This is a genomic window from Corynebacterium sp. KPL2680 (genome assembly GCF_040225675.1).
Taxonomy (GTDB): Bacteria; Actinomycetota; Actinomycetes; order Mycobacteriales; family Mycobacteriaceae; genus Corynebacterium; species Corynebacterium rhinophilum.
On record NZ_JBEHFM010000010.1, the window covers coordinates 70,595 to 93,793 of the forward strand.

The 23,199-nt window shown below is 60.2% G+C and carries 16 protein-coding genes and 3 pseudogenes; 10 read left to right on the forward strand and 9 right to left on the reverse strand.

Annotation, left to right across the window (positions count from 1 at the left end):
* Positions 1-4 precede the first annotated feature (4 nt).
* The 4 genes from ftsH to dacB are packed head-to-tail and all read right to left on the reverse strand — an operon-like array spanning position 5 to position 5,266.
* Positions 5-2,404 carry an ATP-dependent zinc metalloprotease FtsH gene (gene ftsH / locus ABRP66_RS06685; protein ID WP_284785158.1) on the reverse strand — a complete coding sequence of 800 codons (2,400 nt, stop codon included), beginning with the start codon at positions 2,402-2,404 and terminating at the stop codon, positions 5-7.
* 12 nt (positions 2,405-2,416) lie between these two features.
* The gene (hpt, locus tag ABRP66_RS06690) at positions 2,417-3,004 is read right to left on the reverse strand and encodes a hypoxanthine phosphoribosyltransferase (protein WP_005279498.1); all 588 of its coding nucleotides are present in this window, start codon (positions 3,002-3,004) and stop codon (positions 2,417-2,419) included.
* A 12-nt stretch (positions 3,005-3,016) separates the two neighbouring features.
* The gene (gene tilS, locus ABRP66_RS06695) at positions 3,017-3,979 is read right to left on the reverse strand and encodes a tRNA lysidine(34) synthetase TilS (RefSeq protein ID WP_349838496.1); all 963 of its coding nucleotides are present in this window, start codon (positions 3,977-3,979) and stop codon (positions 3,017-3,019) included.
* On the reverse strand, positions 3,980-5,266 hold the full coding sequence (dacB, locus tag ABRP66_RS06700) for a D-alanyl-D-alanine carboxypeptidase/D-alanyl-D-alanine endopeptidase (protein ID WP_284770311.1): 1,287 nt from the start codon (positions 5,264-5,266) through the stop codon (positions 3,980-3,982).
* Between the two features lie 82 nt (positions 5,267-5,348).
* On the opposite strand from dacB, the gene ABRP66_RS06705 reads away from it, so the two are divergent.
* Together ABRP66_RS06705 and ABRP66_RS06710 are read left to right on the forward strand one after the other, a co-directional pair.
* Positions 5,349-5,822 (forward strand): inorganic diphosphatase, encoded by a 474-nt coding sequence (locus tag ABRP66_RS06705; RefSeq protein ID WP_035108560.1) that lies wholly within the window; start codon positions 5,349-5,351, stop codon positions 5,820-5,822.
* A gap of 379 nt (positions 5,823-6,201) precedes the next feature.
* Positions 6,202-6,915 (forward strand): putative endonuclease domain-containing protein, encoded by a 714-nt coding sequence (locus tag ABRP66_RS06710; protein ID WP_349838497.1) that lies wholly within the window; start codon positions 6,202-6,204, stop codon positions 6,913-6,915.
* Between the two features lie 43 nt (positions 6,916-6,958).
* On the opposite strand, the gene ABRP66_RS06715 is transcribed toward ABRP66_RS06710, so the two are convergent.
* Together ABRP66_RS06715 and ABRP66_RS06720 are read right to left on the reverse strand one after the other, a co-directional pair.
* On the reverse strand, positions 6,959-8,359 hold the full coding sequence (locus ABRP66_RS06715) for an FtsX-like permease family protein (protein WP_349838498.1): 1,401 nt from the start codon (positions 8,357-8,359) through the stop codon (positions 6,959-6,961).
* On the reverse strand, positions 8,356-9,042 hold the full coding sequence (locus ABRP66_RS06720) for an ABC transporter ATP-binding protein (protein ID WP_284850177.1): 687 nt from the start codon (positions 9,040-9,042) through the stop codon (positions 8,356-8,358). Before ABRP66_RS06720 ends, ABRP66_RS06715 begins: the two co-directional genes overlap by 4 nt.
* 107 nt (positions 9,043-9,149) lie before the next feature.
* Between ABRP66_RS06720 and ABRP66_RS06725 the strand changes: the two are divergent.
* The 6 genes and pseudogenes from ABRP66_RS06725 (at position 9,150) to ABRP66_RS06750 (ending at position 16,246) form a co-directional block, all read left to right on the forward strand.
* Positions 9,150-9,847: pseudogene (locus ABRP66_RS06725) on the forward strand (sensor histidine kinase).
* On the forward strand, positions 9,844-10,512 hold the full coding sequence (locus tag ABRP66_RS06730) for a response regulator transcription factor (RefSeq protein ID WP_126319831.1): 669 nt from the start codon (positions 9,844-9,846) through the stop codon (positions 10,510-10,512). Before ABRP66_RS06725 ends, ABRP66_RS06730 begins: the two are co-directional and overlap by 4 nt.
* Before the next feature lie 24 nt (positions 10,513-10,536).
* Positions 10,537-10,833, forward strand: a complete 297-nt coding sequence (locus ABRP66_RS06735; RefSeq protein ID WP_284770305.1) for a rhodanese-like domain-containing protein — start codon at positions 10,537-10,539, stop codon at positions 10,831-10,833.
* A 37-nt stretch (positions 10,834-10,870) separates the two neighbouring features.
* Positions 10,871-11,329, forward strand: coding sequence for a MarR family winged helix-turn-helix transcriptional regulator (locus tag ABRP66_RS06740; protein ID WP_284770304.1), 459 nt, complete (start codon positions 10,871-10,873; stop codon positions 11,327-11,329).
* Between the two features lie 2 nt (positions 11,330-11,331).
* Positions 11,332-15,255, forward strand: a complete 3,924-nt coding sequence (locus tag ABRP66_RS06745) for a Pls/PosA family non-ribosomal peptide synthetase (RefSeq protein ID WP_284785151.1) — start codon at positions 11,332-11,334, stop codon at positions 15,253-15,255.
* Between the two features lie 190 nt (positions 15,256-15,445).
* The gene (locus tag ABRP66_RS06750) at positions 15,446-16,246 is read left to right on the forward strand and encodes an Abi family protein (RefSeq protein ID WP_349838499.1); all 801 of its coding nucleotides are present in this window, start codon (positions 15,446-15,448) and stop codon (positions 16,244-16,246) included.
* 103 nt (positions 16,247-16,349) lie between these two features.
* On the opposite strand, the gene ABRP66_RS06755 is transcribed toward ABRP66_RS06750, so the two are convergent.
* Both ABRP66_RS06755 and ppk2 read right to left on the reverse strand, forming a co-directional pair.
* The gene (locus ABRP66_RS06755; RefSeq protein WP_284771351.1) at positions 16,350-17,498 is read right to left on the reverse strand and encodes an alpha/beta hydrolase; all 1,149 of its coding nucleotides are present in this window, start codon (positions 17,496-17,498) and stop codon (positions 16,350-16,352) included.
* A gap of 265 nt (positions 17,499-17,763) precedes the next feature.
* On the reverse strand, positions 17,764-18,663 hold the full coding sequence (ppk2, locus tag ABRP66_RS06760; RefSeq protein ID WP_023023989.1) for a polyphosphate kinase 2: 900 nt from the start codon (positions 18,661-18,663) through the stop codon (positions 17,764-17,766).
* Positions 18,664-19,061: 398 nt separating this feature from the next.
* On the opposite strand from ppk2, the pseudogene ABRP66_RS06765 reads away from it, so the two are divergent.
* Together ABRP66_RS06765 and ABRP66_RS11705 are read left to right on the forward strand one after the other, a co-directional pair.
* Positions 19,062-20,399: pseudogene (locus ABRP66_RS06765) on the forward strand (IS256 family transposase).
* 288 nt (positions 20,400-20,687) lie between these two features.
* Positions 20,688-21,916 (forward strand): annotated as a pseudogene (locus ABRP66_RS11705) (IS3 family transposase).
* Positions 21,917-22,312: 396 nt separating this feature from the next.
* Here the strand turns inward: ABRP66_RS11705 and ABRP66_RS06780 are convergent.
* The gene (locus ABRP66_RS06780; RefSeq protein ID WP_284771368.1) at positions 22,313-22,594 is read right to left on the reverse strand and encodes a hypothetical protein; all 282 of its coding nucleotides are present in this window, start codon (positions 22,592-22,594) and stop codon (positions 22,313-22,315) included.
* Between the last annotated feature and the right edge of the window lie 605 nt (positions 22,595-23,199).

The following is a 23,199-nucleotide window of genomic DNA, read 5'->3' on the forward strand; positions in this document are numbered from 1 at the left end:
CTTCTTACTCTTTATCATCGCGCGACTTTTCCGCATCGCGCGCGTAGGGATTATCGCGGTGGGAAGACTCATTCCAGCCTGGGGTGAACCATTGGCTGGTTTCTCCCTCTGGCTTGTGGTGCTTGCCCCTGCTTTCCGATGCCGAATCCGATCGCCCTTCCCCGCCGTCGCGCTCCCCGCGGTCGTTGCGGACGTGATCGCTCCGGTCGGCGCGGTCGCCGCGCTCGCTCTGGTCCGCGCGGTTGTTCTGGTTGTTTCGGCCGCTGCGGCCATCGCTGCGGCCGCTGCGGTTCTCGGAATCGCTACCGCCGCCGTGCAGCTCGCGCACTGTTTCGGGGTTCACGTAGTCGCCAGCGTGCTGGCCAAAGTTAAAGCCAACCTCGCCCTTGAGCTCTTCGCCGGCGAGGCGGCGCTCGCGGGCGGCCCGGGAGGCATCGAGAAGCGTCATGCGTTTAGGAAGCTCCTCGCCGCGCTCCTTGGCCAGCTCGACCGGCGTCTTGACCGGCGCATAACCAATCTGGCGCGGGAAACGATCGTCTTCGCCGGGGAAGACATCATAGGCATCGCGCGGCACGATGCCGTCGAAGATGCTCTCCAGGTCCGGCCGGCGCAGGGTCTCCTTCTCAAGGAGAGCCTCGGCCAGCTTGTCCAGGAACTCGCGGTTGGTGCGCAGGATGTCGTAGGCCTGCTCGTGCGCGCGCTCGAGGAGGTAGCGCATCTGCTCGTCGATCTTGGCGGCAACGTCATCCGAGTAATCGATGGAGCCGCCGCCCCCGCCCATCTGGCTGAATGGATCGCCCTGCTCCTGGCCGTACTTAACGGTGCCCAGGTCGGGCGAAAAGCCGTATTCCGTCAGCATCGCGCGGGCGATCTTGGTGGCGTTCTCGATATCGGAGGACGCGCCGGTGGTGGGAGCACCGAAGACCAATTCCTCGGCGGCGCGGCCGCCCATGGCAAAGACCAAGCGGGAAAACAGCTCGTCGCGGGTGTACATGCCCTTGTCGTCTTCCTGCGAGGTCATGGCGTGGCCACCGGTGCGGCCGCGGGCCAGGATGGTGACCTTGTACACGCGCTCGATGTCCTTGAGCGCCCACGCGGACAGGGTGTGGCCGCCCTCGTGGTACGCGGTGACCTTCTTCTCGTGCTCGGAGATGATCTTGCCCTGGCGCCGTGGCCCGCCCACCACGCGGTCGGTGGCCTCTTCCAGCGCGTCATAGGTAATGACGTTGCCGCCGATGCGGGCGGTGAGAAGCGCGGCCTCGTTAAGCACATTGGCAAGGTCCGCACCGGACATGCCGGCGGTGCGCTTGGCCAGCTGCGCCACATCGACCTCTTCTGCCAAGGGCTTGTCCTTGGCGTGCACGCGCAGGATCTGCTCGCGGCCGGCCAGGTCCGGGTTGGTGACCGGAATCTGGCGGTCGAACCGGCCCGGGCGCAGCAACGCCGGGTCCAAAATATCGGGGCGGTTGGTGGCCGCGATGAGGATAACGCCCTCGCGGTCGCCAAAGCCGTCCATCTCAACCAGCAACTGGTTCAGGGTCTGCTCGCGCTCATCGTGTCCGCCGCCGGTACCGGATCCGCGCTGGCGGCCCACGGCGTCGATCTCGTCCACGAAGATGATGCACGGGCTGTGCTCCTTGGCCTGCTTGAACAGGTCGCGCACGCGGGAGGCACCGACACCGACGAACATCTCCACAAAGTCCGAACCGGAGATGGAATAAAACGGCACACCGGCCTCTCCCGCAACGGCGCGGGCCAACAGCGTCTTACCGGTGCCCGGAGGGCCATAAAGCAGCACGCCGCGCGGAATCTTCGCGCCCAAGTCGTGGTAGCGGGTCGGATCTTCCAGGAAGTCCTTGATTTCCTGCAGCTCATCCACGGCCTCATCCGCGCCGGCAACGTCCTCGAAGGTATTGGTCGGCATATCCTTGGTCAGCTCCTTGGCCTTGGAGCCGCCGATGCCGAACATGCCACCGGCGCCCTGCTGCATGCGGGACATGAGCCAGAACAGCAGGCCGAAGAGGATGACCATCGGCAGCAGGAAGCTGAGCATGGAGCCCAAGAAGGAATCCTGGGTGACGTTGGTCTGATACTTCTCCGCACCCGAATCCTTGACCGCATCAAAGACCTGCTCGGAGGCGCGTGCGGGGTACTGAGACACGATCTCTTCAACGCCCTCGCGCTCTTCTACCGTGATTTCGTCCTTGAGCTTGATGCGCAGGCGCTGCTCGCGGTCATCAATTTCTACTTCGTCAACGTTTTTATCCTGCAGCTGTTTTAGGGCCACGGAGGTATCCGCGTCCACGTATCCGCGGGTCTCGTTGCTAAAGAACGTAAAGGCATACAGCGCTACGAGGATCAGCGCCGCAATGCCGCCGTAGCGAAGGAGTTTATTGTTTTTCATTACTGCGCGATTTTAGTTGGTGGTATAGACATCAGGGTGAAGGGTGCCCACAAAGGGCAGGTCGCGGTAGCGTTCCGCGTAGTCAAGGCCATAGCCAATGACGAACTCATTGGGGATATCAAAGCCCACATCGAGCAGATCGATCTGCGCCTTTACCACTTCCGGCTTGCGCAACAAGGTCACCACATTGAGCGACTTCGGGTTGCGCCCCCGCAGGTTGCGAATGAGCCAGGATAGCGTCAGGCCCGAGTCGATGATGTCCTCCACAATGACCACATCGCGCCCGGCAATATCGCGGTCCAAGTCCTTCAAGATGCGCACCACCCCAGAAGAAGACGTGGAGGCGCCGTACGAGGAGACGGCCATAAACTCCAGCTCCGAGGGGATGGATAGCTTGCGCGCGAAGTCCGTCAGGAAAAAGGCCGCACCCTTTAATACGCAGACCAAAAGCAGGTCTTGCTCAGCGTCGGCATATTTCTCAGACACCGCATCCGCCAGCTGCTGGACGCGGTCTTTGATTTCCTCTTCCGTGATGAGGATTGCTTCTACATCGTCTCCGTAGCGGTTTGCGGGGACGGCGAAGTCTTTCTTGTCGTGCACGTGTGCGCTCCTTTAATGACCAGACAATAGTGCCAGTTTGCCACCTATACGTGCTACTTCCAACCTCTGCCCCGCCTGCCGCGCCGAACTCACAGCCACCGGCCCTTGTCCGTGCCAGTTGGTACACAGCTTGCCGATGCCCCCGATCCCCTCCCTCGTCACCTTCACTCCCCGCTCGATGAGCCAGGCTGCAATAGCGCGTCGGCGCCGCGGCTCCGGCAGCGCGGCCAATTCCGCACAGTCCGCGGTGGCCGGCGTGGCGAGGTATTCTTCATCGCGCGCGGTATCCATCGCCGCCTGCGCCAACGCCGGTACCGCATCACCGCCGATAACCCGCGACAACTCTGGGATGATCTCCCGGCGCAGCGCTACCCGCCGAAAATCCGTATCCGCGTTCTGCGGGTCCTGCCACACGTCCAGCCCCAGCTCCGCGCACGCACCCTCCGTATCGGCACGGCGCACTTGAAGGAATGGCCGCACCACGCGCGCGCCTTCCACTATTGCCCGCTCCGGCATGCCGGCCACCCGCCCGCGCAGAGCGCCAAGAAGGAGCGTTTCCGCCTGGTCATCGGCCGTATGCGCCACGGCAATCTCCAGCGGCCCTTCTCCCCCGCGTGCGGCCGCGGACATCGCTCGGTAGCGCTCTTGCCGAGCCACCGCTTCCAGCGAATTCCCCCCTTTGTCCGGCACTTGCACTGCGATCACTCGTGCCCGCGCACCCAAACTCTCTGCTTGCCGAGCGGCCTTCTCTGCCTGCTCACGCGAACCGTCTTGCAAGCCGTGATCCACGCATAATGCGATTACGTCGTGGCCCTCCGCGATCATCGCCGCGCACAGCGCTAAAGAATCCGCGCCGCCGGATAGCCCCACCGCCACGGCGTGGCCCATCTTCGCCGCGCGGACCGCTCGCCGGCAGCTCAAAAAGTGCGGCGAGACCCGCGGCCAAAACGGCGTTACTCCAGGCTGTGGACTCATTTAGAACTCGTGCAGCGCCGCGGCAAGGTCATCTTGGGCCGCACGCGCCGCCATAATCTCGCCATCATTGACCAAGAACGCAAAGGAATACACGCGCCCGGATTGGCCCTGCGCGGTGCCCGCCAGCGCGGATACCCCCGTCAACGTGCCGGTCTTCGCGCGGACAAATCCGCGCGCCGCTGACTCCCCGTAGCGCTCGTGCAGCGTTCCGTCTCCTCCTGCGACCGGCAGATACGCCGCCAAGGGGCGCAGCTGCGGATCCTCGACCGCGCCGTTAACAATCTCCGCCAGCACGCTCGCGCTCAACCGGTTATCTACAGAAAGGCCCGAGTTGTCCTTGATATCCACGCCGCTGACATCGAACCCGTGCTCGCGCAGCACGTCCAGCGTGGCTTGGGTACCTGCTTGGAAGCTGGGGTTTTTGCCGCGGGCATCGGCAAGCTCGCGGGCAATAGCCTCCGCCATGACGTTATCGGAATGCCGCACCATCTCCAGCGCGCGCTCGCCTAGGGGATCCGACTCAACGCTGGCCAGCTGCTCTGTGCCTTCCGTCACCGTGCCGGGGGCGAATTTATCCGTGCCCAGGCGTTTGGCCAGCTCGCCCGCAACATCGAGGGCCGGGGTGTGGCTGCGCGGCACATCGCCCTCCGTAGCGCCCATGCGCCCGCCGTACAACATGGCCGGCTCCATGGGCGCGACGAAACCCTCGTCGACGTTTTCCGGATCCCAGCCCGGCGCCTGCGGCTCGCCCGCCCACGCGGAGGTATCGATGTACACGCCCGCCACCTGGGTGCCGGTCTTTTTAATCTGATCCGCCAGGTCATCGAGCTGCTCGTTGGTCATCCAGACATCGCCAGCCGCCTTGATCACCACATTGTTCGGGTCCTTGCCGCGGTAGACCTTGGTAGTAATCCGCTTCGACTCATCCAGGGCCAGCGTTGCCGCGGCGGTGGTCAGCACCTTCGTCGACGAAGCCGGGGTCAGCGCCTTATCCTCATCACTCTCCCAGACCACCGTGCCGGTCTCACTATCGATTACCTGCCCGCCAAAGGTAGCCAAATCCTCGCTCTTGCCCAGCTCATCGAGCTTTGCGCTGAGCGCCGCAAAGTCCACGTCCTGCGCCTTAGCCGGCTGCAGGGGATTTTCCGGGGCCTGCACCGTTTCGGCCTCGCCATGCGAAAGATCGCCGTACTCGCGCTGGATGCTAACCCCCAGCGCAGCCGTACCCCCGACCGCCGCCGTGACCACCAGCGCGGTTACTGACCACCAAACCTTCTTAGCTTTCATCGCCACTAACCCTAGCGCGGATGGGCGACGCGCTAGACTATTGACAGTAATTAATACCCAATCCCACATGGAGGACACCACTGTGAGCGTTGAAGTAACCATTGAAATCCCAAAGGGCTCCCGCAATAAGTACGAGGTGGACCACGAGTCCGGCAAGGTCTACCTAGACCGCTACTTGTTCACCCCAATGGCCTACCCCGCCGACTACGGCTTCATCGACCACACGCTTGGCGAAGACGGCGATCCCCTCGACGCCCTCGTCATCCTCCCCGAGCCCGTTTTCCCCGGTGTCATCGTTGAGGCCCGCATCGTCGGCGTGTTCAAGATGACCGATGAGGCCGGCGGCGACGACAAGCTGCTCGCCGTCATCGATGACCCGCGCTGGGAGCGCTACCAGGACATCGACGATGTGGAACAGCACATCAAGGACGAAATCGAGCACTTCTTCGTGCACTACAAGGACCTCGAGCCCAACAAGGAAGTTTCCGGCTCCGGCTGGGGCGACAAGGCCGAGGCCGAGAAGATTCTGGAAGAGGCCAAGGCTCGCCTGAAGTAGGCCGCGGGGCTTGCGGGGGGCTCGGGGGCTGCCGCTTTAGGGTTCGGCCCCCGCGTTTGTGGGGCCGAGCTTGGCGTTTTAAGGCCAGGTAGCCCGTTTTGGGGCCCAGCTGATGCGTTTTAACAAATAGGCCACGGAAACCGCGGGGTTTGAGGCGGCTATTTGTTAAAACGCATCAAACACCAGCAGCCCGCTGCAAAACACACCAACAAAGCGCTCAACCGCGCCACACAACCTTCGCTTCGGGGCTCGAGGGATACGAATGGAAATTTTTCGGGGGAAAAGTGCCGCTCAACAGGCGGTACGCCACGGCGCCGTCCGGATTGCGAACGGCTTCTGCCTGTCAGAGGAACCGACGCCGAACCAACTCGCGCGCATCATGAGCGAGGAGTGGCCGGATTGCGCGCTCGACGGCTACTCGGCCGCGCTCAAGCACGTCGAGAAGCCGCTGCGCTTTCCGCTGGAGTTCCTGCGCAGCTCATCGCTGCCGTCGAGTAAGTACTTCACTTCGCGCCGCGCCCGACCGAAGGGCGCGTTGACCTGGGACGGCGTCACCGTGTGCAATCCGCTACAGGCCGTCGAGGCTATGCCGGAGGATGATGCGGTCGCCTTCCTCGAGGACTTTTATTCCGGCAAGGACGGGGTCAGCCGCCTGGAGCTGAATAAGCTGGACTACCAGCGGTTTCCGCGGCCGGTAAAGCGTGCGTTGGACAGGGCGATCATCGGCACGGATAGCGTGCCGGAGCGCCAGTTAACGCGCGCCCTCGCGCCACATTTCACGGTGCAGAACAATATAAAAATAGGCCCCTACCACTGGGATCTGGTGATTAAGGAGCACAAGATTGCCATCGAGGTTGATGGCTACGCCTACCACCGGGGCGAAAATCGCCGCCAGTTTGAGTTGGACAGGCACAAGCTTAACGATGCCGTCCATCGCGGCTGGAAGCCCCTCCACTTCACCGCGACGACGATTGACCACTACCTGGATTTCGTGGTGCAGCAAGTAATGGCCACGGCAAAGAATAAGCGGCCCTTTGCGCGGCCGCCGTGGCAGTGGCACCGCTTGTGGAGGCATGAAGGCGCGCGGCGCTAGGACCAAGGCCGGGCCCAGGGTGAGCGCAGCCGCCGGAAACCGGCTATTCCTTGCGGCGGCCGCTGCGGAGAACGTGGCCGCGCAGGGGCTCGACGAGCGCGATGGCGAGGAAGGTCACCGCCCAGCCCACGGCGAGGAAGCTGAAGGAAATGAGGAGCCTCCCGGCGAGGTCGACGCCTTCCCCCCAGACGATGCTCAAGAACATTATGCCGGCGATGCCGGCACCGAAGAGGAAACCGAAGATACTGAGCGCGACGATGGGGCCCATCACGGCGAGGGTGTTCGTGCGGAATTGGAAGCGGCGCGGCACGCCCATCAGGTCGAGGGAGCGGATAAGTGCCTTGTCCTCGAAGGCTGATGATACTTGGCCGAGGAAGATGGACATGCTGGTCAGCGCGAAGCCGAAGAGCAAGGTCAGGACGACCCCGGTGGAGACGTCTCGGAACACGATGCCCGTTTCTTGTTCTTCTTTCATCGCGGTGGCAAGCGCATCGGTGCCATTGGGCGAGCCCATCAGGAAGCCGGCGAGGAAGCCGAAAAAGCCGATGGCCGCGCTTTGCCGCCAGGCGCGGCGGGCGTTGGCGTTGACGCGTTGGCAGGCCACGAGGTGTGCGGTGCCGGGGAGCAAAGCCAAAAGGCGCGCACCGATTTGCAGGAGGTAGGGCGCGACCAGGTTGATGCTCATGATCACGGCGAAGAGCGGGACAGCCATGGAGATTTCGGGGGTACCAGATTGGCCTTTGAGCAGGACACCGCCGACGGTGACGATGAGGAGGAAGGCGATGAGGCGCCACCATCGGAAAGCGGCGGGCATCTGGCGTTTAGCCACGCCGAGGGGGCTAACGCGCACGCGCCACATGCCAGCAAGGGCCGCGGCGAGGGCGAGGAGGAAAAGGACTGCGGCCACCGCGAGGTATCCCCACCAGGGCAGGATGATTTCCTCGAAGGCGACGGGGCGGTCCTGGAATTTCACGTGCGTGAAGACGGGGGCGATGAGCACGCTGATGAGCCAGCCCAGCACTATACCGATAAGCGCTTGGATGCCGGTCTCGACGGCGGCCATGCGCTCGACCTGGTGGGAGCTTAGGCCCAAAAGGCGGAGGGTGGACAGGCGCTGTTCCCGGCCGGAGGCGCCGAGGACGGCGGCCTGCGCGGTCAGGTTGAAGAGTGCGGGAACGATGAAGGCGCAGGCCATGAGCGCGAGGACGAACCAGGGCATGAAGTAGTTTTCCGGGTTTTCGCCGGCGGCGGCGCGCAGGGCGGGCACGGCGTCTTCTGGGTGATGAACGCGCTGCCAGAACATCCAGGTGCCGCCGGCGACGAGAAAGGCGATGGCAGAACCCAGCGTCAGGCTCACGATGGCCAGCACGCTGACAATGCCCGCACCGGAGCGGGCGCGGACGGATTCGCGTTGGAGGCTGAGGACTAGGGTCGCGGTATTCATGGCTGCACCCCCAGGCGGCGGTCATCGTGGATGATGCCGTCGCGGATTTCCACGCGGCGCTGCATCCAGTCCGCCACCTTGGGGTCATGGGTGACCATGACCAGGCTGGCGCCGGATTGGCGCACGGTGGTGGTCAGCATCTGCATGACCTCGTGGCCGGTGGCTTGGTCGAGGGCGCCGGTGGGCTCATCGGCAAAGACGACGCCGGGGTTGGCCACGAGGGAGCGGGCGATGGTCACGCGCTGGGCTTGGCCGCCGGAGACTTGGGCGGGGCGGCGCTCCGCGAGATCGCCGAGCCCCAGCTGGTCGAGCAGTGACAGCGCCTTCGAACGGGCCGCGCGCCGGCCCATGCCGTTGAGCATCGCGGGCAGCGCCACATTGTCCAGGTTGGTCAGTTCCGGCAAAAGCTGGCCGTCTTGGAAGACGAAGCCGAAGTGGCGGAGGCGGGTGCGGGAGCGGGCGGCATCGGAAAGCGTGGAGATGTCCGCGTCGCCGAAGCGCACGGTGCCGTCGGTGGGCGTGAGCACGCCGGACATGCAGTGCAGCAGCGTGGATTTGCCGGAGCCGGAGGGCCCCATGATCGCGACGAGCTCGCCTGGGGTGATGTCCAGGGTAATGCCGGCTAGCACGGGGCCGCCGCCAAAATCCTTCGTGATGTCGTGGAGGGAAAGTGTCTGTGTCATGCTGTTCATTTCACCGTGCCGGGCGCGCTATTCCTACAGCGCTAAGGATACTTTCCGGGTAGTGCTAGCTTCACCCCTGCCCGGGGCGCGCGATTAGGCTTGGGGGCGTGTTTTTCAGCAAGAAGCAGGCCACCAGCAATGAGGAGCGGCAGGCGCGGGTCATCGCGGAGCTGACGGCTTCGCGCCGCGCGATTGCGGATGCCTACGAGGTAGAGCGCGCCCGCATCGAGCGGGACCTGCACGATGGCGCGCAGCAATATTTGGTGGCGGCAAGCATGAAGCTCGGTGAAGCCCTGCTGGATGCCACCGGCGCCGAGGCCGAGCTGCTCACCGCCGCGAAGCAGGACGTGGATCGCGGCCTGCGTTCGCTGCGCGCGACGGTGCACGGGATTCACCCGCAGGTCCTCCAGGATCACGGTTTGGTGGCCGCGCTTGCCGATGCCGCCTCCGCCCACGGCCCCACGTCAGCGTCTACGCCCCACACCCGTTGCCGCGGCTTTCCGCCAGCGTGCTGGCCTGCGGTTATTTCTTCGGCACCGAGGCGCTGACCAATGCCGCGAAACATGCACCGAGCGCGCCGGTCTCGGTGCTCATCACCTCGGATGCGGCCCTGCGTATTTCGGTGGTGGATGAGGGCCCGGGAGGGGCGCGGATGGAGCCGGGGCGCGGGCTTGCCGGCATGTCCGAGCGGCTGGCGGCTTTTGGCGGGGAGATGTCGCTGTCCTCGCCGGAGGGAGGTCCGACGCGGGTAAGGTGCACGATTCCGCTCCTTTTGGAGCGCGGGCAGACGGGAGTATCAGCATGAGTGGATTGAGGATTGTGATTGCGGATGACTCCGCGATCCTGCGCGAGGGCCTTGCCGGGCTCTTGGAGCGCCGCGGCCACGAGATTGTGGGCAGGGCGGGGACGGCGGTGGAGCTGGAGGGAGTCATCGGCAAGCTGAGTGCCCAGTTGCCGGATGTGGTGATTACGGATGTGCGCATGCCGCCGGAGATGGGCGATGATGGACTGAAGGCGGCGGTGGCACTGCGCCGCGCTTATCCGGGCCTGCCGGTGATGGTGTTATCGCAGTACGTGGCACCGGCGTATGCGGTAGCACTTTTTGATTCCCCGGATGCGGGCACCGGGTACCTGCTCAAGGATCGCGTCTCTGAGGTGCGCGATTTCCTGGCCAGCCTGGAAGTGGTGGCCCAGGGCGGCACGGTCATCGATCCGACGGTGGCGCAGGCACTCATGCGCTCCGGGCGCAGCGGGTTGGGCGAGCTCAGCCCGCGCGAGCGCGAGGTCCTGGAGCTGATGTCACGCGGGAAATCCAATAAGGACATCGCCGCCGAGCTGGTGCTCTCGAATGCTGCGGTGGCCAAGCACGTCTCCAATATCTTTACCAAGCTGCGCCTGGACCCCAGCGAGGATAACCGCCGCGTAAAGGCGATTTTGCAGTACCTGTCCGCGGCCACCTACGGCGGCTAGCGCGCGGCACGTAGACTGCGGGGTATGAAAAACGTACAACCCACCGAAGTTCCAGCAGGCGCGCAGCTTATCGATGTGCGCGAAAACGACGAATGGGCCACCGTGCACGCGCAGGGTGCGACCCATATTCCGATGAGTGAGATAACGGGTCGCATCCAGGAAATCGACCCGGACCGCGATATTTATGTGATTTGCCACCTAGGCGGGCGCAGCGCGCAGGTGTGCCAATATTTGGAGAACTCCCTGGGCTGGGATGTTATTAACGTCGAGGGCGGCACCAACCAGTGGGAGGCGGATGGCCTGCCCGTCGTCCGCGATTAATTGGCCTTTACCCATCTTTTGAGATTATGATGATGGTATGGCTTCCACTAATAATTCTGGCATACCAACCTCCCTGCTCGAATCCCCATCCTTCCAGCTAGAGCGCCTGCGCCGTCGCACCCGCGATGGCGTCGAGGTAGCTCTGCAGACCAAGCAGACCACCATCCGCGAGTTCTGGGTGCTCACCTGCCTCGTGGAGGCGGATGCCGCCTCCCAGTCCTTCCTGTCTGATACCTTGGCCATCGACGCCTCCGACATGGTGCGGCTTATTGATGCCCTCGAGGAGCGCGGCTGGGCCAAGCGCGAGCGCGACCCCAAGGACCGCCGCCGCCAAATCGTGGCCTGCACCAAGAAGGGCACCAAGACCTACAAGGACTTGGCGGAGCTCGTCGCCAATGCCGAGGATGACGCGCTCGACGTATCCACCAATAAGCAGCTCAAGCACCTGCGCAAGCTGGCCAAGGCCATCATCGCCGCGGACGAGGACGAGGCATAAGGATGGACGAACCCGAAGAGTGTAGTAGTCCTAATTTAGATCTTCCCAGCGTCCCGCAACAGTTTCTCTTGCGCGATTTGGCCCCGCGCCCGCGCACGTTGTGGGACATTATTACCACCACGGCTGAGATCCATCCGGAAGCCGCCGCGCTTGACGATGGCGAGATCATCACCTACGCCGAACTCGTCCACGAGGTCCAACTGTGGGCCGCAGAGCTGCACGTCAATGGCGTGCGCCGGGGCGATCGCATCGGCATCCGGATGACCTCCGGCAAGCGGGATCTTTACCTCGCCATCCTGTCCACCCTGGCCGCCGGTGCGGCCTACGTGCCGGTGGACGCGGACGATCCGGATGAGCGCGCGGAGATGGTCTTTGGTGAGGCCGATATTGATGGCCTGTTTAGCGATGACGGCTTCCGCTTCCTGCGCGAAACCCCGCGCCACGCGGCAGAGGGCGTCGAGGCCCCGCGGCCAGAAGATACCGCGTGGATCATCTTTACCTCCGGTTCCACGGGCAAGCCGAAGGGCGTGGCCGTAAGCCACCGCTCCGCGGCCGCCTTCGTGGACGCGGAGGCCAGCCTCTTCCTCATCGATCATCCCCACGGCCCGCTTGGCCCGGAAGACCGCGTGCTGGCTGGGCTTTCCGTTGCCTTCGACGCATCCTGCGAAGAAATGTGGCTGGCCTGGGGCCACGGCGGCTGCTTGGTCCCGGCTCCGCGTTCCTTGGTGCGCTCCGGTATGGACCTTGGTCCATGGCTGATTCGCCGCGATATCACCGTCGTCTCCACGGTCCCTACCCTGGCGGGCCTGTGGCCTGCGGAGGCGCTGGATAATATCCGCCTGCTCATCGTCGGCGGCGAGGCCTGCTCCCAGGAGTTGGTGGACCGCCTGGCCACCGAGGACCGCGAGATGTGGAATACCTACGGCCCTACGGAGGCCACGGTCGTCGCCTGCGCGCAACGGATGATTCCGGGGCGCGCGGTTTCGATCGGTTTGCCGCTGAATGGGTGGGATTTGGTGGTCATCGATAAGCAGGGCCAACCCGTTGGCCTGGGCGAGACCGGCGAATTGGTCATCGGTGGCGTGGGTCTGGCCAGCTACTTGGACCCACAGAAGGATGCGGAGAAGTACGCGCCGCTCGAATCCATGGGCTGGCAGCGCGCCTACCGCACCGGCGACCACGTGCGCCTGGAAGAAGACGGCCTGTACTTTGTAGGCCGCGTGGATGACCAGGTAAAGATTGGCGGGCGCCGCATTGAGCTGGGTGAGGTCGACGCAAATGTCGCCGCGCTGGATAACGTCTACAACTCCGCCGTGGCCGTGCAAAAGACCCCCGGCGGTGAATCCGTGCTGGTGGGGTACGTCTCGCTGGAGGATGAGGCGCGCGGATTTAACCACGGCGTGGCCCACGAACGCCTGGCGGAAACCATGCCCGCGGCGCTGGTCCCGCGCATCTGCGTGATGGATGAGCTTCCGGTGCGCACCTCCGGCAAGGTGGATAAGAAGGCGCTGCCGTGGCCGCTGCCTGGCGTCGGCGTGGAATCGACCACGCTGACAGAAACCGAGAAGTGGCTGGCCGAGCTCTGGGTCGAGACCCTCGGTGTATCCGTGGAGGATGAGAACGCCGATTTCTTTGACCTCGGCGGCACCTCACTTGCCGCTGCAACGCTGGTGGGCCACATCCGCGATCGCTACCCCACCGTGGCCGTGCGCGATCTCTATGACCACCCGCGGCTAGGTTCGCTGGCAGAGCTCATCGCCGGCGCCGAACCGCGCCCAAAGGCGGAGCAACAAGCACCGCTGCGCGAGGTCACCCCCGTGGGCGCGAAGACCCGCGTGGCCCAAACTCTGCTACAGATCCCCGCCATGACGCTGGCGGCGACTACCTGGCTGGGCTGGCTCATGCTGGGCTCGACCGTGGCCTCTGCCTTGGGCGTGGAGTGGGCGCAGTCCTTCCCGTGGTGGCTGGTCATTGCGCTGGTGCTCATCTTTGCCACGCCGCTGGGGCGCATTCCCATCGGTGGCTTTGGCGCACGCCTGATTACCGCCGGCATTACGCCCGGCGATTATCCGCGCGGTGGTTCGACCCACCTGCGCATCTGGGCCGCGGAACGGTGGGCCGATGCCTCCGGATCGCGCTCTATTGCCGGTGCCACCTGGGTCAATAACTACGCCCGGGCCCTGGGCGTAAAGATGAAGCGCGGCGTAGACCTGCACTCGCTGCCACCGGTGACGGGCCTGCTCACCCTGGGCAAGCACGCCGCGGTGGAACCGGAGGTCGATCTCACCGGCTACTGGCTCGACGGCGACGTCCTCCACGTCGGCGCCATCGACATCAAGGAAGGCGCCCGCGTGGGCGCGCGCTCTACCCTGCTGCCTGGCACCGTGGTGGGCAAGTACGCCCACGTGGAGGCGGGTTCCACCGTCACCGGCCGCAAGAAAATCAAGGACGGCCAGCGCTGGTCCGGCTCACCCGCCAAGAAGGTGGGCCGCTCCAAGCACCGCTTCCCCTCCAAGCCGCCGAAGCGCCGCCCCTGGTGGGTGGCCATTTACGGTGCGACCTCTCTCTTCCTGGCCGCGCAGCCGCTCATCGCGCTGCTTATAGGCGCCATCGTGGATTTAGCACTGGTGCATTCCACCTCCGGCAACCGCTTCATCGGCGCGGTGCTTTTCGCTCCCCTTGCGGCGCTTGCAGCCTTTGCCACCTACATGCTGCAGACCTGGCTGGGCGTGCGCATCCTGTCCATCGGCATCTCACCCGGAGTGAATCCGGTGCGCTCTGCCGCCGGCTGGCGCCTGTGGGCCATCGAGCGCCTCATGGATGAGGCCCGTACGCAGCTCTTCCCGCTCTACGCCTCGCAGCTGACCCCGCGATGGCTGCGCGCTTTGGGCGCGCGCATTGGCAAGGACGTGGAGATTTCCACCGCCGTGATGATCCCCGCGCTCACGGATGTCAAAGACGGCGCGTTCCTTGCCGATGACACCATGATCGGCGGCTATGAGCTCGGCGGCGGCTGGATTCACTCCGGCGAGGCCAAGGTGGGCAAGCGCTCCTTCGTGGGCAACTCCGGAATTACCGCACCTGGGCGCAAGCTTTCCAAGAACTCGCTGGTCGCGGTGCTGTCCTCCACGCCGAAGAAGACCAAGTCCGGCGCCAACTGGTGGGGGTCCCCGCCAGAGCGCATGCGGCGCGTTACCGCGCAGATAGATGCCCCCGCTGAGTCCGCCGAGGCCCTGACCTATAACCCGGGGTTCAAGCTCAAGGCCGCCCGCGGCATCGTGGAAACCATGCGCCTGCTCGCGCCGATGTTCTCGGCCATGCTGCTCGCCGCCACCCTGGGGACGCTGTATTACCTGCTTGCCGATGTCGGCTTCCTCACCACCTGGGCCCTTTCCGGCCTCGTGCTCATGGCGATGGGCGCCATCGCCATGGCCGTGACCATCGCCGTGAAGTGGATCTGCGTGGGCAGGCATAGCGCGGCCGACCACCCGCTGTGGAGCGTATTCGTGTGGCTCAATGAGCTACAAGATACCTTCGTGGAGGTCGTCGCCGCCCCGTGGTTCTTCCAGCACACCTACGGCACAGGAGAGATCAACCTGGGCCTGCGGGGGCTGGGTGTGGACATCGGCAAGGGCGCCTGGATCGATTCCTACTGGTTCCCAGAAACCGATCTCTGCCACGTCGGCGCCGGTGCCTCCGTGGGCCCCGGTACCGTGGTGCAAACCCACCTATTCCAGGATCGCGTGATGAGCCTGGATACCGTCACCATCGAGGCCGGCTCCACGCTCGCCTCCCACTCGGTGGCGCTGCCCGCCTCGCTCATTGGTGAATCCAGCACCGTCGGCCCCGGTTCGCTGGTCATGCGCGGTGACCGCGTCCCCGCCAATGCCACCTGGCAGGGCAACCCCATCGAGCCGTGGGGATAACCTACGCAAACACCAAACCCCGGCTTTAGACCGACCACCACAAAGTCAATCTAAAGCCGGGGTTCTGTAAGCAAAAGACCCCTCCTCAGCCAAGCCGCTGAACGGTTGACCACCACGAGAAGGGGAATACTATACCGAGTATAATCGGACGTGCCGCCTCAATCAAAAATATTTTTAAAGAGCCCTTAAGTTGGTAGCCATAAGTAGTAAACGGATTAAAAAAGAGTGGTTATCAGAAAACAGGTTGGAGCCCTACTTAACAAAAACTGGTGGATCCACGGATAAGGCTTTTGAGCTTTACGAACTCGATCGCCACCTTAGTGCTTCCCTTTTTCACGAGATAGCCTTCATCGAAGTAGCATTACGTAACTCAGTTTCTGGATATCTCAGCACCGAATACGGAGATGATTGCTATTGCAAGCTCGAGATGGGGTTCGATAAACGGGTTCGAGACAATATCACAGAAGCATGGAATAGCCTGCCAAAAGACTTCACCAAGAATACCGAACGAAGCAGAAGGCTGGGAGGAAGGGTCATTGCTGCTTCCATGTTTAGAACTTGGACAAATATCCTCGATAAAGGAGGCTCCACGGGCTTACCAGCCCCTTTTAACAATGCTGATCACGACAGAATTTGGTCCCGGCAAGCTTTAATTTCTGTCTTCCCAGGTGCGAATTCAGTAGCTCGGAAGAAAGATCCAGAATATTCCACTCACGGTCTGACCCGTAAGTGGGTTCATTCCAAAATCCTCGAGATAAAGAAAATTAGAAATAGGGTTGCGCATCACGAGTCTGTAGTCCTTCGCGGCATCCCTGTCACGGGCACAGATACTCGATTACGGCCTAGAGAATGCCACGAGGCCTGCCACGATGTAGCAGCGATGTTGGACCGTGATTTAGCCTCTTACCTCACGGAAAACCTGCCCACAACAGCAATTCTCACCGAGTTGGACACCTTCTACGCAGGTCTAAATAATTCAAACAAATCATAAATGACCCACCTTCCCCAGGCCGCTAAAGCCTAAGTACCAACCCAACGGCAGGGAAAGCAGGTCATTGTGTGCCGGGCCTATTGAACCCGAGACACGCTATCTTCTACACGTGGCGGCCCAGCCAGTCCACCACCTTGTCGAGCGCTTGGTCAGCGGCTGGCTCGTTGAAGACCTCGTGCTTCTGGCCCTCCCAGTTGACGTATTCCACGTCATCAGAGGTAATGGAGTTGTACCAGTCCTGGGAGAAGTACGGCGGAACGATGCCGTCCTTGGTCCCGTGCATGATAAGCGTCGGCGCGCTAAACAGGTCCGCGTTCACAGCATCGTAGGTAGCAATAGCACCCAGCTGCAGCGCGGTACCAGCGCTGGTCTTTTGCGCGATGAGCGGGCTCGTAGCGTACTCATCCTTCACGGCCTGGCTGGTGGAAATGCCCTCCGTGAACGGGTTGGACAGCATGATCTTCTTGGTGAACTCCGGCGACTGCGCACCAATGTAGGTGCGGTGGGGAATCAGGTTCTGCACGTAGTTAGCGTTGAAGCTGGTGATATCCGCCAACGGCAGGCGCTCGAACAGGGTGGGGTCGAGCTGCTTTTGCACCTCAGAGATCTCGTCCGGCGTGATGGTCTCGCCCGTTGCCTTCTTACCGGACAGGTTCAACGGTGCACCACCACCATTGGTGATGATGCCGTCCACCTTGCCAGGCTCACGAATGCCGTATGCCTGGACGGTCAGCGCGCCCATGGAGTGGCCCAGAAGGAAAGTCTTTACATCGGGGTGCTCACCCTTGGCCATGTCGACGACGCGGTCGAAGTCATTGAGGATGTACTGGAAGTTATCGATGTGTCCCAGCGGCGTGCTGCCGGAGGCAGACTTACCGTGTCCACGGTGGTCCAGGCGGTAAACGTTGAAGCCAGCGTCCAACAGGCGCTTGGCCACGTAGTCATAGCGGCCAGAGTGCTCAGAAACGCCGTGTGCCAAAACAACATTGCCACGTGGGTTTTCTACCAGCTGCTTGCGGTAGTAAATCTTCACGCCCTCGCCGTCGTGGCTATCGAAGTAGCCGTCTTCATCGGCGATCTGCTTATCAGAAACGGTGGAGCGACCGAGTACGTCGGTCTTATCTGCCGCCGCCTCTGCTACGGGCTGGCCGCCGCCTGCAAAGGCGGTAGCGGTGAGAGTTCCCGATACTGCGATGGGTGCCATGGATACAGCGGTTGCGGTAGCCAGAACGCACAGTTTCTTCCTTATCATGTACGTACTCCTTACAGTGGTTTGTGTCACGCATATAGATAGGATGACTTTTAGGTCACCTTGATAATAGTTTGCTGAGGAACGTAATTCAAGTATTTTTTATTTATGGCTGCCAACTGTTTAGGAAATAGCTGTGAGAGCTATCAGCCACCCTCACGCTGCCGCCATAAAGATGGTTGAGCCACCTCAGAGGCCTTAGACATAGCAAAGCGGGGAGACCGATCTCCTCGATCTTCCCGCTCAACGGCGCTTGAGATTAACGCTACTAATCACCAATCTGGTCGCGGCCGCGCTTGACAATGTTCCCGTCAGGCTCACCCACCACGTCATAATCTTTGTTGGTGTATTCAAACTTGGACAAGACATACCGCATCGCGTTAACGCGAGCTCGCTTCTTGTCATTGGACTTGATGGTAATCCACGGTGATTCCTCAGTATCCGTATAACGGAACTGCTCTTCCTTCGCGCGGGTGTAGTCATCCCACTTATCCAGAGAAGCCAGGTCCATTGGCGAAAGTTTCCACTGGCGCACCGGGTCGATCTGGCGGATAGCAAAGCGAGTGCGCTGTTCCTTCCGGGTAACAGAGAACCACAGCTTGGTCAGCGAAATACCCGATCCTAGGATCATATTTTCTAGCATGGGCACCTCGCGCAGGAACTCCGCGTGCTGGGACTCGGTACAAAAGCCCATCACCCGCTCAACGCCAGAGCGGTTGTACCACGAACGGTCAAAGAAGACGATTTCGCCTGCAGCCGGGAAATGCTCGATATAACGCTGGAAATACCAAGAGGTGGACTCACGTGGGGATGGCTTTTCCAACGCGACAGTGCGCGCACCACGCGGGTTCAAGTGCTCATTAAAGCGCTTGATGGTTCCGCCCTTACCGGCAGCATCGCGGCCCTCAAATAAAATGATGTGGCGCTGGCCAGTTTCCTTGGTCCAGTTCTGCCACTTCAATAGCTCAATTTGCAGTGCGCGCTTAATGGACTCGTATTCATTGCGGGTCATACGCTCTTCATAAGGGTAATTCTCGCGCCACGTCTGCACCGGAGAGCCATCCGGCATGATCAGCGACGGATCATCCTCATCCGTTCCATCAACGACGAAGCCGTCGGTTTTTGCAAGATCAATCTCAGGAAGGTCGTCGTCTTTAATATCAGCCATGCACTTAGTGTAACCCGAATGTAGACTTTCAGCGCGGCAACTTTTCCCAGCTATAGCCACTAAATAAAGAAAACGAAGTGTGAGGTAATTTGACTATTGTTCTTAGACGTTTGCCTTGATCCTCGTGCCTGCCCTCGGAAAGTGGACACACTGAGGGTTAGCTGTGCTGCCATCGTCAGTGTAGCTGAAGTCTCGGCTTCAAGGACACTAGGAGCCACAGGATTGCACCAGGAGTGCCGCCGGCACGTGTTATAGCGCATGCTCCACCGGAAGACTTCCTGGCTGAAGTGTCCAGATTTGCTCGGTTTGAGTAGATGGGAAAATCTGGAATAGAGAGTGTCTGATGGTTTGTGTGTGGGAACCCAACCCGCATAAGGAGATGAACCAGAATGACTACTATGGCGAGACGAGATCTAAGCTGATAAGGCCAAGATTGATGCGATTGAAAAGAAGCTGCTTGCTAACCCTGAAATCGCGAAACTGATTGATGAGCTAGGCACGTCGACAACGGATGCCAATGACCTAGTTCGGGGCATGCTACAAGCCTCAATCACCAGAGGCTTGAATGCTGAAATGGATACCCACCTAGGCTATGAGCCCGGCGATAGAGCAGCTAAAGCTACTGCTGGAACAGACAATCACCGCAACGGCACCTACCCGAAAACCGTGGATTCTAACTACGGGCCAGTAAACATTGATGTTCCACGAGACCGGGCCGGGACGTTTACCCCAACCATGGCCCCTCAAAGGCTCCAGGCGGCTAACAGATGTCGACGATATGATTGTCAGCTTATATGCCGGCGGCATGACCATTAGGGATATCCAGCATCATATGGCAACTGCGATGCGGGTAGATATCTCCCATGAAACAATCTCTGCAGTAACTGATGCCGTCGGCGATGAGGTCATGGTATGGCAAAACCGCCATTTAGACGAGTTCTACCCCGTGATATTCCTGGATGCGTTGCGCATTAAAGTCCGCGACGGCGGCCGGGTAGTCAACAAGTCCGCGTACATGGCAATCGGCGTGGACCTCGACGGCATCAAACACATCCTGGGATTGTGGATTGCCAAAGAAGAAGGTGCTTCCTTTTGGGCACACGTGTGCGCCAACTTATCTAACCGCGGGGTCAAAGACGTCTTTATTGTCTGCTGTGACGGGCTGAAAGGCCTACCAGAGGCTTCTGGAGGCAACCTGGCCGAATTCCATGGTACAAACCTGCATCGTGCACCTGATTCGCGCCGCGAACCGGCAGGTCACCTACGGGGATCGCCGCGCTGTATCAGCCGCGTTGAAGAAGGTTTATACGGCTACTGATGAATCCACGGCAGAAGCAGCGTTGAAGGAATTTTCCGATTCTGAACTGGGTGTGAAGTACCCTCAGTCGGTCAAGGTCTGGCAGGACGCATGGGGCCGGTTTGTGCCATTTTTGCAGTTCCCACCAGCAGCCAGAAAGGTCATCTATACGACGAATTCCATTGAGTCGTTTAACAACCAGCTGCGTAAAGCCACCCGCAACAGGGTGCAGTTCACTAACGATGAATCCGCGCTCAAGACGCTGTGGCTGATGATCTGCAATATTGAAGACAAACGAGCCGCAAAGAGAGCAAAGCAAGGCAAACGAGTCTCAAGAACAGCCGGCAGACTCATGGAAGGAGCCCGAGTTTCCGGCTGGAAACAAGCCATCAACCAAATGGCCGTGGCCTTTCCCGACCGCTTCGACAAATACCTATAAACCTAGCCCCACACACAAACAACTTGACACGCTCCTGGAATATGCCAAGATGCGAAGGATCGTGTGGTCCGTCTCGTGGAAGACTGTATCGAGGCGGAAACATGTTAATGTACCCCGCGAGTCAGACTGTAGCCCACCGAGAAATCGAAAGCTTAATGGCACACAGCCCCGGCAAGGGAGTCAAGCAGACCCGCCGTGCAGGAAACACCCCAGAACCAGTTCCTAAAATGAGGTTACCCTCGTTTGGTGGACACCCGATTAGTGCGGATTTTGTGTCCGTAAGACAGGATGTTCATTGTGGGTCAACAACGCCAGAAGTACACACCTGAGTATCGACGTGAAGCCGCGAACCTGGTAATCGAATCGCAGCGCCCAATTGCTCATGTAGCCAAAGAAATTGGTGTCGCACCAGGTCTTTTAGGCCGATGGGTAAAAAATGAGCGTCAACGCCTAAGGCTCCTCCGATGGATTAAGCGAGGCGGATCTTCGTGCGGAGAATACTCGTCTGCGTCGTGAGCTGGCAGAAGCCAAGATGGATAACGAGTTTTTGTCACAAGCGACAGCCTTCTTCGCTTTAAGGCAACGCGAGCAGAAAAGTTCGAATTGATGCAGCCAGAGCAAGGCGAACTACAGCATCAAACGCATGGCACGCCTTTTGAAGGTATCTCGGTCTGGATACTACACATGGGCCCATATACAGCAGCAACGCTTATCCGGAAAAAATGATCGTGCATCATTTTACGATGATGTTGATCGCAAGATTCATCAGATCCGAAAAAGACTCCGACGAGGTCTATGGTGCCCTGTGAATCACCGCAGAACTAGGTGAGCGCTACCAGATCAGTGTGAATCGCAAGACTGTAGCCAAGCGGATGCGCATGATGGGCATTGAAGGGATTTCACCGCGTGCTTTCGTTCCAGTGACAACGATCCAAGCCAAGCGCAAGTCCACGCTTCCTGACCTGGTCAAGCGCATGTTTGATACTGGTGAGCTCAACCGGGTGCGGATGTCAGATATTTATCTACCTGCGCACCGATGAAGGATGGTTGTACTTGTGCGTGATCCGAGACGGCCACTCCCGTCGTGTGCTGGGCTAGGCTATGAATAGCGCCCAAGATACGCGCCTAGTCAAAGGAGCACTGCGAATAGCACATGCGCTGCGCGGTGACGTTGCTGATGGTCTCGTGTTTCACGCTGACCGCGGAACGCAATGTACCAGCGAACAACTCTGGGAGGTATGCCGCAACCTAGGTGTTGCTCAGACGGTGGGGCGTACCGGGGTGTGTTTCGATAACGCGATGGCTGAGTCGTTCTGGTCGACGCTTAAAACTTAAGTTCTACGACCGGAAGCGCTGGCCAACCCATGATGCCGCCCGCAAGGCCGTTGCTTACTGGATTGAAGTGGTCTACAACCGTCGGCGCCGACACTGAAGACCTCGGGATGGTCAGCTCTGTCGATTTCGAGAACCACATCACCCAAACCAGAAACGAAGAAAAATCGCTGCCTAACCACTAGGTAGCTCCACTACGTGTCCACGATTTGCTGGCACGCCATCCCTTTTTTGATATTTATGGTCTATTGGCTACATTTCGTCAAAGACCCCAAAAGATCGATGTTGCATTTCTCGAAATCCAACAGTCACACCAACGCCGAAGTAGGGGAATTTTTCGCCAAATTCAAGGCGGAGAATCACTACGGGACCCCTTTACCATCGTCAAAAAGGCACACTTACGAACTCTATGAGTTTGTCGCCTGTTACAACAACGAAGGATACGGAAAAGGCTAAAGGTCTAACCCTAGTGCGAAATAAGGATTAGACCTTCAAGACCCGGCAATCGCGGATTAACACATCCATCATTACGGTTCGGGTTCACAGTGCAATCGTGCGAATGCCTGGGGGCTGGAGGGGTATTACTTACCGCCATTAAGCCCGAACAGACCACCCAGTCCATTGAGGGTGTCGACGATGCCCTTCGCCGTCTCTACGCCTTTCTTTGCGTTATCCAAGTGCTTGCCGGTAAGCTCGGCCTGCTCCTTGGGGTCTTTTTTAGTGGATTCTTTTTTGTCCAAAGAAAATTCGGAATTAACAATTCCGTTGTCGAAAGTGGTAGTTTCCTGCGCAAATGCTGCGGGAGTAACGGCAGTCATAGCTAACGCAGCTGCTGCGATTCCGAGACTGACCTTACGCTTCATCTGGGACTCCTTAAGGTTTGAATTTTAGTGAACGCAGGCTTAGAATACCCTACAATCTGTAATTTGTAAAGGATCTTCCGTGATATTAAAAAGTCACAGATCTCATCCTTGGTTTTTGAGTTATTTTCAATGCTTGCTGTTACGTGTTCTGTTTTCAGGATTCAGTGCTCACTCTGGCGATAGAAAGTGGATGTGTCGGAGGCTAGGATAGTTCTCCATGTTTGTGTGCGCAGCATGGTTTGTATGTAATTCGCAAAGGGTCCGAGCAGTCTAGAGCTAGTTGATTAGTAGCTTTTCGCCCTGCGACCTTTGTCCCCTCCTATATAGCGGCCCCATTCGATTGCAAATTACCTTCCCCTCTACTGAGTGGCGCACCTGTCTTCGATGTTATAAATCGTCAGCCAAAGAGTTTTCAAAGCTGTGAATTCATTTGGAGGGTGTCTTCGGTTACGTATAGGCCTCCCATTACGTTTTTAGCAGTTCCGCTTGAGTTTACCCAGGATTCGTAACTCTGCCCCTGTGCAGGGACAGGTTATGTTTGTCTGCGTTCCTTTTGCTTTTCTTTTTCAGGAGCAGTGGAACTAGTCGCTGGCTTCGGTATGGCT